Raw genomic sequence first — 17,794 nt, forward strand, 5'->3', positions numbered from 1 at the left:
ATGAAGGTAATGCGGGTCTATCCGGCCAAGCCGGCCGATGTCTATCTCTACGCCACCTGTCTGGTGGACCTGTTCGACCCGGTGGCGGGGCTCGATGCCATCGCCCTGCTCGAGCGGGAAGGGATAAGGGTGCACTTTGTCGAGAAACAGACCTGCTGCGGGCAGCCGGCCTACACCTCGGGCCATGAAGAGGAGGCGCGCCAGGTGGCGCAAAGCCAGATGGCACTCTTCCCCGAGCCCTGGCCGGTGGTAGTGCTGTCGGGCTCCTGCGGCGGCATGATGCACCACCACTATGCGCGACTCTTTCCAGCGAGCCGCGAGGTGGCGGCGTTTGGCGAGCGGGTGTTCGAGCTCACCGAGTTTTTGGCCCAGGTCTGCCGGGTGCGCTGGCACGGGGTGGGGAGGGCGAACATCGTCATGCACACCTCCTGCTCGGCCCGGCGCGAGATGCAGGTACACAGCCGGGCCCGCGCCCTGCTGGGCCAGCTCGATGGGGTCACCTTGCACGAGCAGGCCTACGAGAGCGAGTGCTGCGGCTTTGGCGGCACCTTCTCGGTGCGCCATCCCCACATCAGCCAGGCCATGGTCGAAGACAAGACCCGCCACCTGCTGGCCACCGGCGCCGACACCCTGGTGAGCGCCGACTGGGGGTGCCTGCTCAATATCAAGGGATCCCTGGCCTATCAGGGCAAGACACTGCCCGCCATGCACCTGGCCAGCTTCCTGCTCGCCCACAGCAAGCCGGTGGCTCAGTGCTTACAAGAGCCAAAACAGGAGGCCCATCATGAGTGAGCACGCCAAGTATTCGCCGCGCCGCTTCCATCCCCAGGCCGAGGCGGCCCTGGCCGACCCCGTGCTGCGCCAGAATTTTCGCGGCGCCATGGATTACCTGCGCGCCAAGCGGCGCGACGCCTTCGCCGATCCCGCCGAGGAGGCGGCGGTGCGCGATGCGGCGGAGCAAATTCGCCAGCGCTGCCTCTCGCGCCTGCCAGATCTTCTGGAGCAGCTCGAAACCAACTGCGAGCGCAACGGCATCCGGGTGCACTGGGCCCAGACGCCGGCCGAGGCCAACGCCATCATCCTCGGCATCGCCCAGCAACATGGGGTGAGCAGCATCGTCAAGGGCAAGTCCATGGTGAGCGAGGAGGTGGGCTTCAATCACGAGATGGCGCGCCACGGCATCCATTGCCTTGAGAGCGACATGGGGGAGTTTATCGTCCAGCTCGACGGCGATACCCCGTCCCACATCATCATGCCCGCCATCCACAAGAACAAGCAGGAGGTGAGCGACACCTTCGCCGGCAATCTGGCGGATTTCACCCCCACCACCGACGTGGACGAACTGATCCAGACCGGGCGGCGGGCCCTGCGCGAAGAGTTTCGCCGCGCCGGCATGGGGCTCTCCGGCGTCAACTTCGCGGTGGCCGAGACCGGCAGCCTGTGTCTGGTGGAGAACGAGGGCAACGGGCGCATGTGCACCACTGTGCCGAAAGTGCACGTGGCCATCACCGGCATCGAGAAGGTGGTGGAGTTCCTATCCGACGTGCCGCCGCTTTATAGCGCTCTGACCCGCTCGGCTACCGGTCAGGCCATCACCACCTACTTCAACGTCATCAGCGGTCCGCGCCGGGCAGGGGAGCTGGACGGCCCGGACGAGGTGCACCTGGTGCTGCTCGACAACGGCCGCAGTCAGGCTTACCGGGACGAGGAGCTGCGCAAGACCTTGCAGTGCATCCGCTGCGGCGCCTGCATGAACCACTGCCCGGTCTACACCCGCATCGGCGGCCACGCCTACGGCACCATCTACCCGGGCCCCATCGGCAAAATCATCTCCCCCCACCTGCTGGGGTTAGAGAGCACGAGCGATCTGGTGACCGCATCGAGCCTGTGCGGTGCCTGCGGCGAGGTGTGCCCGGTCCGCATCCCCATTCCCGACCTGTTGCAGCGCCTGCGCCGGGAGGCCAAGCACGACGCACAGCCCGGCCACGAACCGCTGGCGGGGCAGGGGGCGGCCAGGAGCCGGCTCGAAACCCTCGCCATGCAGGGCTTTGCCTTTGCCGCCACCCACCCGCGCCTCTACCACGCCGCGACCGGGGTGGCCGGTCGCCTGCGGGGCTTGATGCCCAAACACCTGGGCCCCTGGACCCAGTGCCGCGAAGCCCCCAAACCCGCCCCCCAGAGCCTGCACGCCCTGCTGCGCCAGAAGAAGAAGGAGTCCTGAGATGTCGAGCAAAGAGGCCATATTAAGCCGCCTGCGCGGCGCCGCCGCCCCCATGGCCCACGCCCCCCATGGCTGGCAGCCCTGGTGCGGGGAGGATGATCAGGCGCGGCGTGAGCGCTTTGTTGGCATGATCACCGCCAGCCACGCCGAGATCCTCACAGTCCAACAGGCAACCCTGGCCCAGGAGCTGACCGCCTGGCTGGATGGGGAAGCAATAACGCATCTGGCCTGTGGCCAGGGTGGCCGCTGGCAGGAGGCCGCCCTGGCTGCTTGCGCCGGGCGATCTGTGTTGACCCCCTCTGGCGAGTTCGCGAGCTGGAAGGACGATCTGTTCGACGTCTGTCAGGCGGGCATCACCCACTGCGCGGGCGCCATCGCCGACACCGGCACCCTGGTGTTGCTGCCGGATAACGGTGAGCCGCGCACTATTTCGCTTGTGCCCCCCTGCCATATCGCCCTGCTGGCGGCCTCCACCATCGCCGACAACCTGGCGGGGCTGGTGGCGACCGGGCGTTGGCAGCAGGCCATGCCCACCAATTTGCTGCTGGCCTCCGGCCCCTCCAAGACCGCCGATATCCAGCAGACCCTGGCCTACGGCGCCCACGGCCCGAGCCGCCTCTTGGTGGTGCTGGTGGAGGATTGCTGATGCGCTGGAATGAATTTGACGCCGCCGTGCTCTCGCGCATCCCGCCGGAGCGGCTGGTGAGCGACCCGGACTTGCGATTGGCCCACGGCACGGACGCCAGCTTCTACCGCCTGGTGCCCGAGCGCATCGTGCGCCTCGACTCTTTGGATGAAGTGCGCTTCGTGCTGTCGGTGTGCCGCGAATTGGGCCTGCCGTGCACCTTTCGCGCCGCCGGTACCAGCCTCTCGGGCCAGGCCCTGAGCGATTCGGTGCTCATCACCCTGACCGACAGCTGGCGCGGCCACCGCATTCTGGACGAGGGGGCGCGCATCGCCCTGCAACCCGGGGTGATCGGCGCCGATGCCAACCGCTATCTGGCCCCTCTGGGGCGCAAGATTGGGCCGGATCCCGCCTCCATCAACGCCTGCAAGCTCGGTGGCATCGCCGCCAACAACGCGAGCGGCATGTGCTGCGGCACCGCCCACAACAGCTATCACACATTGCATGCCATGACCCTGCTGCTGGCCGATGGCACCGTGCTGGAGAGTGGCGATCCCCACAGCCGCGCCGCCTTGGCGGCCAAACGCCCGGAGCTGCTCTCGGGGCTCGCCGCCCTGCGCGCCGAGGTGCTGGCGAACGCCGAGCTTGCCGCCAAGATCCGCCACAAGTACCGGCTCAAGAACACCACCGGCTACGCCATCAATGCCCTGCTCGACCATGAGGATCCCGTCGATATCCTCACCCACCTGATGATCGGCTCGGAGGGGACCCTCGGCTTTATCGCCGAGGTGGTGCTCGACACCGTGCCCGAATACCCCCACAAGGCCTCGGCCCTGCTGGTGTTCCGGGATGCCGAGCAGGCCTGTCTGGCCACCTCGCGCCTGAAAAGCGCGCCGGTGGCGGCGGTGGAGCTGATGGATGGGCGATCCCTGCGCTCGGTGGCGGGCAAGCCCGGCCTGCCGGACTTTATCAAGACCCTGGATCTGGCCGCCTGCGCCCTGCTTGTCGAGGTGCATGGGGAATCGAAAGAGGAGCTGGTCGATCGCTGCGAGCAGGTGACGGTCATGGCGGCCGAGTTCGCTCAGGTCGCCTCTGTGCCTTTTACTACCGATACTGCCGACCTCTGGGCCATTCGCAAGGGGCTTTTCCCGGCGGTGGGGGCGGTGCGCACCACCGGCACCACCGTCATCATCGAGGATGTCGCCTTTCCCATCGAACGTCTGGCGGAAGGGGTGGCGGGGCTGCAAGCCCTGTTCGATCGCTTCGAATACGGTGAAGCCATCATCTTCGGCCACGCGCTGGAGGGGAACCTGCACTTCGTCTTTACCCAGGGGTTCGACGATCCGGCGCAGGTGGCCCGCTACGGCGCCTTTATGGACGCGGTGGCGGAACTCGTCGCCGTGCGCTTTGGCGGGTCGCTCAAGGCCGAGCACGGCACCGGCCGCAACATGGCCCCCTATGTGGAGCTGGAATGGGGGCCGGAGGGGATGGCGCTGATGCGCCGCATCAAGGCGCTGCTGGACCCCGATGGCCTGCTCAATCCCGGCGTCATCATCAACGACGACCCCAAGGCCCACCTGGCACACCTCAAACCCATGCCGGTGAGTGATGCCATCGTCGATCCGTGCATCGAGTGCGGCTTTTGCGAGGCGGTCTGCCCCTCGCGCACCCTGTCGCTGTCGCCGCGCCAGCGCATCGTGCTTTACCGCGAACTGGCCCGCCGCAATCGTGCCGATGAGCCCTCCAACCAGTTGGCCCAGCTATTTGACTATCAAGGGATTGAGACCTGCGCCGCGACCGGGCTGTGCGCCGATCGCTGCCCGGTGGGCATCAATACCGGAGCGCTTATCAAGAAGCTGCGCACTGACAAGTACCAGCGCTTCGTGCCCATCGCCCGCTGGAGCGCCGATCACTTCGCCGGCGTGACCCGCACGGCCCGCAGTGCGCTGGGCCTCAAAGCCATTGCCGGGAAGGTGTTGGGAGACAAGGCGCTGGCAGGGCTGGTGAACGGGGTTCGCCATCTGAGCGGTCAGCGCACCCCCGCCTGGTTGCCCACACTGCCGGGGCCGAGCCGCTACCGGTGGCCGCAAGGGGAGGGGAGCAATGGCGGATCCAGCGAGGACATTGGAGAGGATCGCGCCGTGGTCTACCTGCCGTCCTGCGCCAGCCGGGTGTTCGGCCAGCAGGAGGATGCCCCTTCACTGCCGGATGTGGTGTTATCTCTGCTCAAGAAGGCGGGCTGCCGGGTCATCGTGCCGGCGAGAGTTGAGGGGCTCTGCTGCGGCATGCCCTATGACAGCAAGGGGATGGTCGAGGTGGCCGCTGCCAAGCGTACTGAGCTGGCCGAGGCGCTGTGGCAGGCAAGCGAGCAGGGGCGCTGGCCCGTGCTGCTCGACACCAGCCCCTGCGTGCAGCGGCTGCTCTCGGGGGCGATCGGCAAGGGCCTTCGGGTGTTCGAGCCCTCCGCCTTTGTGTTGGAACACCTGATGCCCCACCTTGAGCTGACCCCCATCGATGAGACAGTGATGCTCCATATCACCTGCAGCAGCCGGCGCATGGGGCTGGGGGATAAGATGCAGGCGGTGGCCCGCGCCTGTGCCCGCGAGGTGATCGTGCCAGAGCATATCCAGTGCTGCGGCTTTTCCGGTGACAAAGGGTTGATGACCCCGGAGCTCAACGCCGCCGCGCTTGCCAACCTGCCCGCCCAGGTCCCCAGCGATTGCCGTCAGGGATTCAGCAACAGCCGCACCTGTGAAATGGGGCTCAGCCAGCACGCCGGCATCCCCTATCACAGCATCCTCTATCTGGTGGATCTGGCGGCGAGATAGGAAAATAAAAACGGCAGGATAACTATCCTGCCGTTGGTGGAGACGCCAAATGCCTGGGGCGTAATCCCAGGGAGTGGCGGCGCGCCATTGTCAGAGCCAGCATAGAGAAAACGGATTATCCCATCCCTGCCGAATTGTGTGCGTCAAGCTCCTGCCGGTGCACAGTTACCGTGGGTGTTGGTGCAACTGGGCCGACTCGGTCAACACTTCCTGCTCTATATGTGGCTCTACCGGCTGTTTGCCTTCATCATGCCGCGCCAGCACCATCAGGAGTCGCGCAACCTTTTTGTGCGCGAGGCCCGCAAACTCTGCCAGAAGGAGTTCAAACGCTGGTTCCGCCTCGCCACCGAGGTCAACCCTCTGATGCGCTACTTCAAGGAGCGGATGCTGCCGATCCCGACCCTCTATGTGATGGGGCAGGAGGATCATATGTTTCTGGCACCGGTGCGTGAACAGGTGGCCGGCTATGCCAGTTCATCGCTGGCGATGATCCAGCGGTGCGGCCATGTCTGTAGTGTTGAGCAGCTAGATCACTTTAACCGGCAGTCGTGGCGTTTATCTCAACGCAGGCATGTGTCCGCGCTTAATGCTTGGCTCGGTTCTTCTTTCAAGCCACTCCATCGTGCCCATTTTTGGGCCTGTTCGGCGTGTCTGTCTTGCCTGCGAGATGCCGGATTAACGCTGAGACACTCTCTAGTCTGCCCAGGTGCTTGCTGATTGCCGCTAGGGGTTCAGCAATAGCCGTGCCTGCGAGATGGGATTAACTGCGATTCCCTATCACAATATCTTGTATCTGGTAAAACATGTGGGGAAATAAATACCCCCCTCGGCCAGAGCGAGTTCTCACCGAAGGGGGTATATAGAAGGGTATATCTATCTGAAGGTGAGTGAAGTAGTGCAGTTTGCTGGTTTCAAAATTCAAACTCTTGCTGGCTTGATGAATCGTCCGCACTATGTTCAATGTAGTCATCATCTTCATAATAGTCTTTAACCGAACTATTCACCTCTTCAATTGTTGAGTCTCCCAGAGCGTTCTTTCCTAATATAACCTCGCTTCTACTTATAAAGGAAATGTTTATTTTGTCACCACAGAAAGGCTTATCTTCATGAGTGGTTCCAGTTAAAACACATTCAAAATCTACGTCAAAATAATTCTCTTCTAGAGAAGAAGTAATAACTTGTAAATCTTCTACGGAATCAAAAAAGGCATTGGTTTCAGCCATGCTGGAACTTACCTCATCATAATTTGTTAAATCATACAATTCATTCCCTGCCTCCAGTGTTTCTTGTATTTTTTCACCTGTTTCTTCTTCTGTGAGAATTTTTATTTCGAATTTAGAGCTAAAAATAACTTCTAAACTTTCAAATACAGTATAACTATCGACACTGCCACTAAGCTCTTCATTTTCCAATATAGATGTTATCTGAGAAATTAAAGATTCATCATAAATTATGTACTTAACAGAATCTAACGACTCGGAATCGAAATTTTCGTCTTCAAGTAGTTTCGAAAATGATGCATATCCAAACAAACTAGCAATTATAGAGCCTAATCCAGAGAAAGATATTTTAATTGAGTGTGCAATCAAAGATAGGTGAAGTTCATTGATTAAGTAAAAAGATAATGTCAGTTGTGATATTTTCCTTTTCTCTTCAACTTGGAGTTTTAATCTTTCATATGAGAGCCTCTCACGCTCTTTGATAAAATTTTCCCTAGATAGCTTTTGGGCGTAAGTTTCTTTCTCTAATAGAGCTCTATCAAGTTCAGCTCTTATTACTTGAGATTTTTCATACATAGATTGAATTATGCTCTTAGCTGATTTATAGCTGTCGCTCAATCTTTCAGTTAGTATTTTTTGTTGCTCGATTCTTTCGTTGCTTAAAGCTATTTCTTCGAGAATTTCCTGTGCTGCAATCTCATTTTGATGTTCTGCCTTGTATCTGGAATTAATTAACCGGCCTCTTTCATTTTCATTTTTTACCTCTTGTGAGATATTCGAAGTGTATCGTTTATGTTCTATTAGGCCTTGGACGAATCCAATTGCATGATTAATTAATGGTAGTATTAATAGATATGAGAGGGTGAGAAATGCAATGCATGAAATTTGATTAAGACTTATGTTTTCTATGAAAGACTTGAATTGTGCCACTCTTGATTCAATTTTATCTGATCCAAATATAAGGATGGTGAATTGATGCCAATTAATAATAAAGAATATAGCACTAAAGGTGCCTAATACTGGGTTGTTTATTCTCGTGTCAACATGACTGTATAAGCTGGCGATTAAATCTTTCAAAAAAGACATGAATTAACCTCGATGATATTTCAGTTATTACCTTTCCTTTATTGCTCGACTGCTTGTATTATGCATTATCGAATGAGTTGATTCCGCTCGGTAGGTCCGACTGGCGGAATGTAATCGAGCTTACGCGAATTCTTCCGAAATTCTGCAAGCCGATGGCCGAAATCATATGTGATAAAGCAGAAAAGGTTTCGGTTGGAGATAGTATCAAGCACTCGTCACTCTGTTGAGTAAAAAGTTACTCAGTACATGAAATTCGAATGAATTTTTGAAGCCGCTCTGATATCAAGGTCTCAATACCCCGTCATCTCCAGATAGCCGACCCCCTTGGCATCCCCCGAGACGGACACCGCCCCTTCCCAGTAGTCAAAGCGCCCCGTCATGGCCTGATCGGGCTGGCGCGCCTGGATGGTGAGCCTCATATCGCCGGCTGCCAGCTGCCACTCGATGGGGTAGGCTTGCCCCTTTGGGTCGCGCCAGGTCTTGCCGGGGGTGAGGCGGATCTGCTCAGGATCCAGCACCCGGCTGCTGCCGTCTCGTTCAATCAGGATGCCGTAGCGGTTTTCTGGCTCAGTGCGTCCTGCCTTGGTGCGCAGGCGAAACAGCATCAGCTCGCGGCCATCTTCAAATTGCAGCGAAAACCAGTCCCAGCCGGATTGCCACTGGGCCAATACCGAGCTGCTCCACTCGTGATCGAACCAGCCCTCACCGCTGACGTTGCGGGTCTCGCCATCCAGGGTCAGGGTGCCGCTGATGGTCAGGCGCGGGTAGGAGTAGTAAAAGGAGGCGTTGCCCGGGCTCTTCTCGCTGTAACCCTGTTGACCCTGCAGCACCGCCGGCTTGGCGGCACTCACCTGCAAATCAAGATCCCCCGCCTTGCTCTGCACCTTGAGGGTGGCGGGAAAGAGCGATTCCCCTTGAGAAGCCAGTGCCCACTCTTTGAGCCAATACTGACCGCCGCTGGCACCGGCCAGCCCCGGCCCCTGGCGGCTGGTGCGCTCGTCCTGCTGGTGGCTGCCTTTGCTCAAATCCGTGATGGCGAACTGGGCCAGCCAGAGCTGGGGCGTGAGCCAGGGATTGTCGGATGTGATCTCCTGCTCGATGCCTTGGCGAAACAGGGTCCACTGCATGCCGTAGCCGCGCCCCTGCTCGTCTTTCAGGTTGCCGGTGAGATACCACCACTCGGATCGGTAGTCGGGGTGGGCACCGTGATCCGCAGGCAGGTGGATGGATTGACCCGGCAGGGCCTTTTTGAAGTGATCGTTGCCGCCACCAAGGATGGTGCCCAGATCGTTGGCACTGATCCCGGTGCCATACAGGGTACAGATCAGCGCCAGCGGCCAGATGATTGCTTTCATACCACTCTCCTTGCGGCGTACCAGGAGGTGAGCGCGCCACAGACGGGGGCGAGCAGGAGCGCCGTGACGGCGTGCAGGGGGGCGGCCTCGAAGGCCAGCCGCCAGCCGAAGGCGCGGGGGTTGACCACCTCAATCAGCACCCAGGCAAGGCCATAGCCCACCGGCAGTGCCAACAGCGCGGTGAGCAGCCCGAGGCCCGCCCCTTGCCACACCAGCAGGCGGCGGCAGTGGCGCGGGCTCAGGCCAAGGCTCTGCAGGGTCTGCAACTCGCCGCGCCGGGCCAGCCCCAGCACCATGAAGGCCGAGCCGATGCCGACGAAGGCGATCCCCAGAATGAGCAACTTCAATAGCTCGGTCACCACGAAGGTCTGGTCGAACACCCTGAGGGCGGCGGCGTGGATCGCGGGGGCGGGCAACAGGTTCACCCGCTCGCCAAACTGGGCCCGCAGGCGATCGGCGAGGCGATCAACGTGCGAGCTGAAGAGGGCCAGGGATTGCACCTTGCCCCCTTCGAAGGCGTGCAGTATCTGCCCCTTGTCGCTGCCGTAATCCTGATAGACGCCGGTGACGGTGAAGGTGCGTGGCCCCTGCTCGCCGCTCACCTCGAGGCGCTGCCCCACCTTGACCCCGAGGCGCACCGTCAGCGGTTCGCTCGCCAGTACCTCGGCGGGGGTGGCGGGCCAGCGTCCGGTCAGCAGCGGGTAGGCGGCTTTGAGCTCGGGGATAAAGTCCATCTGCGCCCACTCGATGGGCTGCCCCTGCCAGCGGGCCGGGTGCACCGAGCGGCGCGAGGCGGCGCCCACGTCCGGCGCGGCGAGGATGGTGTTGAGGGTCTGCTCGCTCAGGGCGCCCTTGTTGCCGGCCACCCCCTTGGGGGCGGTGACGTAGAGATCGGCGGCCAGGCGCTGGCCGAGCCAGATCTCCACGCTCGAGCGAAAGCTCGACACCATGACGCCGATGCCGATGGCCGCCGCGATGGCCAGTTGCAGCGCCATCACCGCGATGGCGGTGCGATCCAGGTGATAGAGGGTTTCGGCCACCCCGAGCCGGGCGCTGAGGGGGCCGCGCTCGCGTCGGCGCAGCCGGCCCAGCACGGCGCGCAGCACATCGGGCAGGGCGAGCGCCATGGCCAGCAGCCAGCCGCCGGCCACGAAGAGGGCGCCGCCCAGCCCGGTTTCTGGCCGCCACAGACAGAGCGCACAGAGCAGCAAGATGACGCAGGCGAGCCCCCGACGTTGCCAGGGATGAGCCGGCGGGCGGCTGTTGCCCTCTCGCAGCTCTAGAGGGGATTGGCGCAGCAGTTGCCACCAGCCGGGCAGGTTGGCGGCGAGCGTCCCCAGCAGGCCGATCACCAGCGCCTTGCCAAGGCTGGCGGGGGAGAGGCGCAGCAGATCGATGGGATTGGGGCCATAGAGATCGGCCAGCGCCTGGGTGAGCTGCCCCATCAGGGCGAGGGCCAGCGCATCGCCGAGCTGGCTGGCATCGAGCGCCGGACTGATGGGCTCAAGCCACAGGGGCTGATGGGGGGCATAGGATTGCAGGGCCGCCTGCAAGGCAGTGGCCTCTTGCTCGCTGAGCTTGAAGACGATGCGATCGAGCCGGCCCGCCTTGCCCAGCAGCGGCTGGGCGAGGCCGATGTCGGTCACCAGCAGCCGCTCCATGGGCACGGCGCCGGGCTCGAAGGTGCCGGCCAGGGTGAGGGTCAGCGGGCGAGGGGGCGCCCCTTCAGCGCCACCCAGCACGAAGCGCCGGCTCTGGCCTGTTTGCCAGCCAAGGCGCTTGGCCTCGGGAGCGGCCAGCCAGACGCTGTCGGCGCGGGTGAGGGCGAAGGTGGGCTCTTTGTCCGGCGCGGCGCCAAACAGCCGGCGTAAGGGGCCTGGGTTGAACAGATCCATCCCCAGCAGCTGAAAACTGCGCCCCTGCTCATCTTGCAGCCAGCCGTGCAACTGGGGCATGGCGTCGAGGTTCGGCTGGCTGCGCACCAGCGTCACATAAAGCTGCTCGTCCAGCCCGCCGTCCGGCGCCAGCCGGTAGTTCGCTTCCCCCGCCAGCTGGCTGCGGGCGGCGACGAAGTTGGTGCGGGCGCTGTGGTTCAAAAGCTCGATGGCCACCACCAAAGAGACCCCCAGGGTGAGCCCGACCAGGCTCATCAGCAGCAGCCAGGGGTGGGCGCGATAGAGGCGCAGCAGCGCCTTGAGCGGCAGCATCACTGCCCTCCGTGACGGGCGTCAGTCATGGCGGCGCCCCTTGAGCTCGACCAGCTGGCCCCCTTCAAGGCGCAGCACCCGATCCGCCAGGGCGCCATAGGCGGGGTTGTGGCTCACCAGCAAGAGGCCGGCGCCGGTGCCGCGCACCGCCGTCATCATCAGCGCCATCACCTGCTCGGCGTTGTGTTCATCAAGGCTGCCGGTGGGCTCGTCGGCGAGCAGCCACTGGGGCTGGTGAATGAGGGCGCGGGCCAGCGCTACCCGCTGGCGCTGGCCGCCGGAGAGCTGCTCCGGCCAGGCGTGGCGCTTGTGGGCGAGATCGAGGCGCTCCAGCAGGCCGTCAATGCGTGTCTCATCGCGGGCAAGCTGGTTGATGGCAAGGGGCAGGGCGAGGTTCTCGGCCACGGTCAGGGTTGGCAGCAGGTTGAAGTCCTGATAGACGATGCCGAAATGGCGGCCACGCATGCGGGCCCGCTCGTCCGCCGACTGATTGTCAAGGCGGGTCTCCCCCAGCCAGATCTCCCCCTCATCCGGGGGGAGGAGGCCGGCGATGAGGTTGAGCAGGGTCGACTTGCCACAGCCGCTCTGCCCCAGCAGCAGGGTGATCTCGCCGGCCGCCAGGGTCAGATCAAGGTGGTGAAACAGCGACAGCCGTTCGCTGCCGTTATTAAAGCTCTTGCCGAGATTGCGCAGGGTCAGCATGGGATAACCGGTTGATGGTCAATGGCTTTCATCATGCCATGTACGTTGCTCCCCTGCCTAATGATCACGCGGCTTTGCCCTTGTGCGAGAGTGCCAGTTAGTGATCAAGGCTGCAAAAGAGGTGAGGATCCTGGCTGGATCCCGCTCGCCTGTGGTGGTTAGAATAGGGGCCTCCATGGGTCACAGGATGCGCAAGGATGTTACACAAGCAAGTCAGTTTTATCATCGACAGCAAGGGCAACAAGCAGGCTGCCGTGGTCCCCATCGAGATTTACAACGAGCTGATGACCCTGCAAAAGGCGCTCTCCGACAACAAGCCGGGCGAGCGCGAGCTTTACCACTTCAACGGCAAGGGGGCCGAGGCGCACGGTTATCCGGTGGGCAAGCGGCAGAACCCCGGCTTCATGGTGCTGGCAGGCTCCACCGCCAACGGCGAGGATGCGGCTTCCCTGCGCGAAGCGGTGATCGAGCTGCGCCAGGAGCTGCTGGGCAAGGGGATCCTGGCCCCGCGCAGCGAAGGGGGCTTCGTCTTTACTGCCGATCAGCTGTTCAACAGCCCGAGCCTGGCCGCCAGCCTGGTGGCGGGCAACAACCGCAGCGGACTGGACGCCTGGCAAAACAGCGCTGGCTATACCCTCAAACGCTCGGGGTTTGGCAAGAAATAGGCTGAGCCTTCACCCTTCGGGGCAGAGGATGCGTTGACAAGGTGCAGATAACACAAGGCCGCCCCCTGCGATGCAGGTGGGCGGCCTTGTTGTTTGTCGTGGTCTGGGTTTATTTTTTGCCGGTCAGCAGCCAGTAGCTCAGGGTCGAGCCGAACCCGCAGCCGGCAATGGCGATGGCCATCGGCAGCGGGGATTCGGGGGGATTGAGGTTGACCAGGATCCCCACCACGGCGCCGATGCCAAAGCGCAGGGTGCCCGCCAGCGCCGAGGCGGTACCTGCCGATTGCGGGAAGTGGCCCATCAGGCCGGTCATGGCGTTGGCCCCCACCAGGCTGATGTGGCCGACGAACAACACCACCGGAATGACGATGCCCCACAGGCCGCCGGTCTGGCTCCAGGCGTTGTAGATGAGCAGGGCGCCGGCACAGGGCAGCACCAGCAGGCCGTATTGCAGCATCCGCTCGGCGCCCACCCCCTTCACCAGCCGGCTGTTGACGAAGGTGACCACCATCATCAGCAGGATGTTGAGGCCAAACAGCCAGCCATAGTGCTCGGTCGGTACCTTGAAGTACTCGATGTAGACGTAGGGGGAGGCACTCAGGAAGGCGAACATGCCCGAGCTTGAGAGGGAGCCGCACAGCACGTAGCCCATGGCGCCGCGATGGGAGAGCACACCCCAGTAGTTCTTCAGGATCTGGCCGAGGTTGAGGGGCTGCTTGTGCTCGGGCTTCAGGGTCTCCTGAATTTTCCACTGCATCATCAGGCAGATGAGCAGGCTTATGCCCACCAGCAGCCAGAAGATCACCCGCCAGTCGCTGTGGGCGCTGATGTAGCCGCCCACCACCGGCGCGACAAGAGGGGCGAGCGTCATCACCAGGATCACGAACGACATGGCGCGGGAGAAGGCCTCCTTCTCGAACAGGTCGCGCAGCAGCGCATTGACCACCACCGAGCCAGCCGCCCCGCCGGCTGCCTGCAACATCCGATATGCCAGCAGTTCGGGCAGGGAGTCCGCCATGGCGCAGCCCACCGAGGCGATGGCAAACATCACCAGCCCCGCCAGGATCACCGGCTTGCGGCCGTAGCTGTCGGCGAGCGGGCCGTAGAACAGCTGGCCGATGGCGAAGCCACCCAGAAAGGCGCTGATGGTGAGCTGGGCGCCGTCGATGCTGGTGGCCAGATCCCGGGCGATGGCCGGAATGGCGGGCAGGTACATGTCGACCGCGAGCGGGGTCAGGCCCGCCAGCGCGCCGAGCAGGATGAACAGAAAACGAGGGGAGAGGGGGGCGTGGGGCATAGGCTATCCAGTCTTGATGAGTGCGAAGTCAGGGAGTGACAAACATCCAGTCTACCAGTTTTGGTGACGGGGGTGATCCTGTATGCCGAGCCACAGGCCGGGCTCGGCGTGAAAGCGGGGGGCAAACCAGACCCGTTGGCCGCCGGCGGGCAGATCCTCCGGGCCGAGGGAACGCCGGCTGAGCCGGCAGGCCCCTTGCGCCAATGCAAGGCGAGCATCCCCCTGATACCAGCCGTCGGTGACGGGCAGGGCCGTGGTTTCGCGCAGCAGCCTCACCCCCCACTGGGTCACCAGCGCCGGGCACTTCTGCTCGGCCAGCCTGGCGGCCCGGGTCATGGCTGGCGCCGCCGGTGGGGTGAGGGTGCAGAGCAGCAGCAACAGGGCTCCCAGCATGGCTGGCAGCTCGCCCCGGCGCGGCAGCCAGCCTGCCAGCAGCACCAGGCAGAGCAGGGTGATGGGGGCCAGATGGCGGGGATTGTCCGGGTTCTGGCCAAACAGGGTCCAGAGCAGCAGAACGAGCCAGTAGAGGGGCCAGCAGGGGGAGAGGGCTGGATTGTGATCCTTTGAGCGTTGCCAGAGCGGCAGTACCAGCAAGGCCCCCATCAACAGGGGCCAGAGCGGGGTGAGCTGATCGTTGAAGGTATTCGCCCAGCTCAGCAGTCGATCGCCGTGGGCCGCCGCCGTATTGCCCCACAGGGTAAAGTGACCGTCGGTAAAGCGGCGCCCCTCGCTGAAATAGGCGCAGCCGTCGGCCTGCCAGACAAACAGCAGGCAGGCTAGCCCCACCAGAACAATGGGGAGCAGAAAGTTAAGCCGCTGACCTTTTTGCGCCATCCCGAGCCAAAGGGGCAGCAGGGTCAGCACGAAGTAGGAGGGGCGCAGCGCCAGCATGAGGCCCAGTAGCAGACCCGCCAGCGCTATCTTGCGCTGTTGCAAGGCCAAGAGTGCGCCCAGCCAGGCGGCCAGCGCCGGCCCGTCCGAGAGGCCGGAGAGTGCCAGCGTCGGGGTGAGCGGCAGGGCCAGTACCAGCAGCCAGACCGGCGCCAGCAGGCTGGGCCGCTGCCACAATCTGACCGCGAGGGAGGCGGCGAGTGGCGCCAGCAAACTGCTCCCCAAGAGGCTGGCCCACTGCACCGCGCGGGCCGGATCGTCCACCACCAGATTGATCAGCCGCGCCAGCCAGATAAAGGCGGGGTAGCCCGGAAAGTGAGGGGAGAACTCCAGCACGCTGAAGCGCACCACCCCGTGGGCAAAGTTGAGGGCATCGTCGGAATCGAGCGCCACCGGGAAGGCCAGCAGCCAGCCAAGCCAGACCAGTTGCAGCAGGGCAAGCAAGTAGAGTCGATTGGCGAAGCGTAATCGGCCGTGGTGACGCCTCCCTCCTCCCGCCGGGGGAGAAGGGGGCAAACCGGCGTCCCGGTACATTTATCGGCCGGCCGTGCGTAGGGTGGGTAGCGCGCAGCGAAACCCACCGTTTGTCACAGCGAGATGGCACAATGATTGGCTGGTGGCCATCAAAGCGGTGCCAGCACGGCCATCAGCGCTTTTTCCGCCTCGGCGAAGGCGGTGGCATCGGCAGGCTTGGCACCCACCCCGAACACCCCAGGGTTGCCGATGGCATCCAGCACCTTGGCCAGCGCCTGCTCGGCCGCCTTGCGATCCCCTTCACTGAGTGATGGGAGGATCAAGTCGAGGAAGCGCTTGCTCTTGACCACCAGCACCTTGGCGGTCTGGTAGTCGCCAAGGTTCTGGCTGGCCCCTTCGAGGCGGCGCTCGATCTCCGCCTTGTAGGCCCGGTTGAGCAGGGCGGCAGTGGCGGCCGCATCCTTGGATTTTATGGCGGCAGCCAGCGGCGCTTGCAGTTCGACCATGTGGTGCTGTTCCAGATAGGTCAGCTCCTCGGCGATGTCGCTCAAGGTGGCGCTGGCATCCTTGCCGTCAGTGGCGGCGCCCAGCAGTGCTTCGCGGGCATCGATCAGCGGCTCCTTGCCGGCGGCGGCGTAGGAGTAAGCCTGCGCCTGGCCGCTCAGGGTCAGCAGCAGGGTGAGGGCGAGTAAACCCGGGCGGATGGTCATCCTGTTCTCCTTACTTATGCCAAGAGGTTAGGCCCATGGCGCGGCGGTCAGGCCACGCTCTGGGTCTCGATCACGCTGTTTTCGTTGCGATGATTGAAGATGGCGTGACGTCTGTCCACCCCGTCGATCACCATGTCGGCGGCCATCATCCCCATCTCCATGGCGGTGTCGGTGAAGATGTAGCGGAATGTCCCCTGACGGCCGGTCATGATGAGGTTGCCTATCGGCATCAGCGCCTTGATGGCTTCGTTGCGCCGTGTTTGATAGCCCAGATCCATCAGCGGATAGGCGTACTCGCTGCGTGCTTCAAAAGTTTCATCGCCAAGCTTCTGGGTATCGACGCCGAGGCTGGCGAGATCGGCGGTGACCCGACCGCGCAGATCAGCGAGCGGCGCCTGCCAGGTGGCATCTCCCGGGTTGCAGGGGATCTCCAGCATCACGGATGTTTGCCCCATTGGCGCCATAAAGGGGCTGCGGCGGCGCGGCTCCTGCAAGCGGGTGGCCAGGATATGGGGGTCGGAGAGGTACTGCCAGGTGTTGTCCGACAAATTCTCCTGTTTGAGCGGCATATTGACGAAGCGAAGCGACCGGTAGTGCAGATCGCACGGCAAGCCCAGATGCTGGCAGGTGAGCGGCAGCGGCAGGGTGGAGATCACCTGATCAAAGCGTGCGCTCTGCTCCACATTATCTTGTGACCAATAGACCCGTTCGATGCGGCCATCGGTCTGCTCGAGACGGGTGATGGTGGCGCCGGTTTTGAGCTCAACTCCTTCGGCCACCAACCGCTCCCCCAGGGTGGTGAAGATCTGGCCAAAGCCGTACTTGGGGTAGCGGTACTTGCGGGCATAGGTGCGCACCGACATGCTGCCGTTGCGCCTTGGCAGCAGGCGGCGCGCCACGTCTTTGAGATCGATCAGGCTGATGCGCTGACCGGCCCAGTCGGCGGAGAGCTGGTCCGGGTTGATGCCCCATAGCTTGCCGGTGTAACCCTCGAAGAACTGGCGGTAGAGGGTGCGGCCAAAGTGGCTCTGGATCCACTCGGCAAAGCTCGCCTTGGCAAAATCGGTGGGCTTCTTGGCAAAGGGCAACAGCAGCAAGTCTTTCAGCGCACCGGCCATCAGGGCCAGTGGCGCCGTCTTGAGCAGGTTGGGCAGGTTCAAGGGGTAGTCATAGGTGCGCCCGCCAAAGCGGATCACGCTCTTGCGCTCGGCGTGGAGCAGATCGTCCCCCATCAGCTCGTCGATAAAGGCCAGCAGCTCGGGGTTCTTGGTGATGAAGCGGTGGCCGCCGTAGTCGAAGCGATACTCGCCGTCGCGCCCCTTAAAAGTCTGGGTGGCGCACATGCCGCCCACCACGCTCTCCTGCTCGAACAGGGTGACTGCAAAACCGGCCTGGCGCAGGCGCCAGGCGGCCATCAGACCGGCAGGGCCGGCGCCCAGTACCGCAATGTGTTGTGTGTTGTTGTCGCTCATGACTCTGTTATCCGAAAAGCTGACCAAAAGAGAAGACGTTG

The 17,794-nt window shown here is 62.6% G+C and carries 13 protein-coding genes and 1 pseudogene; 6 read left to right on the top strand and 8 right to left on the bottom strand.

What is annotated here, in order from left to right; translation table 11 throughout:
• From ACB032_RS04105 to ACB032_RS04125, 5 genes and pseudogenes are all read left to right on the top strand, one after another.
• Positions 1 to 792, top strand: a complete 792-nt coding sequence (locus ACB032_RS04105) for a (Fe-S)-binding protein (protein WP_371137602.1) — start codon at positions 1 to 3, stop codon at positions 790 to 792.
• Positions 785 to 2,221, top strand: coding sequence for a LutB/LldF family L-lactate oxidation iron-sulfur protein (locus tag ACB032_RS04110; RefSeq protein ID WP_371137410.1), 1,437 nt, complete (start codon positions 785 to 787; stop codon positions 2,219 to 2,221). The genes ACB032_RS04105 and ACB032_RS04110 overlap by 8 nt, the downstream gene beginning before the upstream one ends.
• A 1-nt stretch (position 2,222) precedes the next feature.
• A complete protein-coding gene (locus ACB032_RS04115) occupies positions 2,223 to 2,867 on the top strand; it encodes a lactate utilization protein C (RefSeq protein ID WP_371137411.1) in 645 nt (214 codons plus the stop codon).
• On the top strand, positions 2,867 to 5,674 hold the full coding sequence (locus ACB032_RS04120) for an FAD-binding and (Fe-S)-binding domain-containing protein (protein ID WP_371137412.1): 2,808 nt from the start codon (positions 2,867 to 2,869) through the stop codon (positions 5,672 to 5,674). Before ACB032_RS04115 ends, ACB032_RS04120 begins: the two co-directional genes overlap by 1 nt.
• A gap of 174 nt (positions 5,675 to 5,848) precedes the next feature.
• Positions 5,849 to 6,261: pseudogene (locus ACB032_RS04125) on the top strand (alpha/beta fold hydrolase); the annotation flags it as partial.
• 324 nt (positions 6,262 to 6,585) lie between these two features.
• Here ACB032_RS04125 and ACB032_RS04130 read toward each other — a convergent pair.
• From ACB032_RS04130 to ACB032_RS04145, 4 genes are all read right to left on the bottom strand, one after another.
• A complete protein-coding gene (locus tag ACB032_RS04130; RefSeq protein ID WP_371137413.1) occupies positions 6,586 to 7,980 on the bottom strand; it encodes a hypothetical protein in 1,395 nt (464 codons plus the stop codon).
• 290 nt (positions 7,981 to 8,270) lie between these two features.
• Positions 8,271 to 9,335 carry a lipocalin-like domain-containing protein gene (locus ACB032_RS04135; protein ID WP_371137414.1) on the bottom strand — a complete coding sequence of 355 codons (1,065 nt, stop codon included), beginning with the start codon at positions 9,333 to 9,335 and terminating at the stop codon, positions 8,271 to 8,273.
• Complete coding sequence (locus tag ACB032_RS04140) at positions 9,332 to 11,542, bottom strand: ABC transporter permease (protein WP_371137415.1); 2,211 nt, start codon at positions 11,540 to 11,542, stop codon at positions 9,332 to 9,334. Before ACB032_RS04140 ends, ACB032_RS04135 begins: the two co-directional genes overlap by 4 nt.
• Before the next feature lie 21 nt (positions 11,543 to 11,563).
• Positions 11,564 to 12,244, bottom strand: a complete 681-nt coding sequence (locus tag ACB032_RS04145) for an ABC transporter ATP-binding protein (protein WP_371137416.1) — start codon at positions 12,242 to 12,244, stop codon at positions 11,564 to 11,566.
• A 197-nt stretch (positions 12,245 to 12,441) separates the two neighbouring features.
• Between ACB032_RS04145 and ACB032_RS04150 the strand changes: the two genes are divergently transcribed.
• A complete protein-coding gene (locus ACB032_RS04150) occupies positions 12,442 to 12,909 on the top strand; it encodes a DUF4357 domain-containing protein (RefSeq protein ID WP_016351033.1) in 468 nt (155 codons plus the stop codon).
• 109 nt (positions 12,910 to 13,018) lie between these two features.
• Here ACB032_RS04150 and ACB032_RS04155 read toward each other — a convergent pair whose 3' ends face one another.
• The 4 genes from ACB032_RS04155 to ACB032_RS04170 form a co-directional block, all read right to left on the bottom strand.
• A complete protein-coding gene (locus tag ACB032_RS04155; protein ID WP_016351032.1) occupies positions 13,019 to 14,206 on the bottom strand; it encodes a Bcr/CflA family multidrug efflux MFS transporter in 1,188 nt (395 codons plus the stop codon).
• Positions 14,207 to 14,257: 51 nt separating this feature from the next.
• The gene (locus ACB032_RS04160) at positions 14,258 to 15,541 is read right to left on the bottom strand and encodes a hypothetical protein (RefSeq protein WP_371137417.1); all 1,284 of its coding nucleotides are present in this window, start codon (positions 15,539 to 15,541) and stop codon (positions 14,258 to 14,260) included.
• Between the two features lie 179 nt (positions 15,542 to 15,720).
• On the bottom strand, positions 15,721 to 16,281 hold the full coding sequence (locus ACB032_RS04165; protein WP_323993660.1) for a hypothetical protein: 561 nt from the start codon (positions 16,279 to 16,281) through the stop codon (positions 15,721 to 15,723).
• A gap of 47 nt (positions 16,282 to 16,328) precedes the next feature.
• Complete coding sequence (locus ACB032_RS04170; protein ID WP_371137418.1) at positions 16,329 to 17,753, bottom strand: FAD-dependent oxidoreductase; 1,425 nt, start codon at positions 17,751 to 17,753, stop codon at positions 16,329 to 16,331.
• Between the last annotated feature and the right edge of the window lie 41 nt (positions 17,754 to 17,794).

Origin of the sequence: Aeromonas sp. S5(2024) (assembly GCF_041403025.1) — a bacterium.
GTDB lineage: Bacteria > Pseudomonadota > Gammaproteobacteria > Enterobacterales > Aeromonadaceae > Aeromonas > Aeromonas hydrophila.

Excerpts from the sequence above, each read along its gene's own strand:
- ACB032_RS04155 (WP_016351032.1), bottom strand. The coding sequence starts at position 14,206 with ATGCCCCACGCCCCCCTCTCCCCTCGTTTTCTGTTCATCCTGCTCGGC.
- ACB032_RS04120 (WP_371137412.1), top strand. The coding sequence starts at position 2,867 with ATGCGCTGGAATGAATTTGACGCCGCCGTGCTCTCGCGCATCCCGCCG.
- ACB032_RS04170 (WP_371137418.1), bottom strand. The coding sequence starts at position 17,753 with ATGAGCGACAACAACACACAACACATTGCGGTACTGGGCGCCGGCCCT.
- ACB032_RS04145 (WP_371137416.1), bottom strand. The coding sequence starts at position 12,244 with ATGCTGACCCTGCGCAATCTCGGCAAGAGCTTTAATAACGGCAGCGAA.
- ACB032_RS04150 (WP_016351033.1), top strand. The coding sequence starts at position 12,442 with ATGTTACACAAGCAAGTCAGTTTTATCATCGACAGCAAGGGCAACAAG.
- ACB032_RS04115 (WP_371137411.1), top strand. The coding sequence starts at position 2,223 with ATGTCGAGCAAAGAGGCCATATTAAGCCGCCTGCGCGGCGCCGCCGCC.
- ACB032_RS04140 (WP_371137415.1), bottom strand. The coding sequence starts at position 11,542 with ATGCTGCCGCTCAAGGCGCTGCTGCGCCTCTATCGCGCCCACCCCTGG.
- ACB032_RS04105 (WP_371137602.1), top strand. The coding sequence starts at position 1 with ATGAAGGTAATGCGGGTCTATCCGGCCAAGCCGGCCGATGTCTATCTC.
- ACB032_RS04130 (WP_371137413.1), bottom strand. The coding sequence starts at position 7,980 with ATGTCTTTTTTGAAAGATTTAATCGCCAGCTTATACAGTCATGTTGAC.
- ACB032_RS04135 (WP_371137414.1), bottom strand. The coding sequence starts at position 9,335 with ATGAAAGCAATCATCTGGCCGCTGGCGCTGATCTGTACCCTGTATGGC.
- ACB032_RS04165 (WP_323993660.1), bottom strand. The coding sequence starts at position 16,281 with ATGACCATCCGCCCGGGTTTACTCGCCCTCACCCTGCTGCTGACCCTG.
- ACB032_RS04110 (WP_371137410.1), top strand. The coding sequence starts at position 785 with ATGAGTGAGCACGCCAAGTATTCGCCGCGCCGCTTCCATCCCCAGGCC.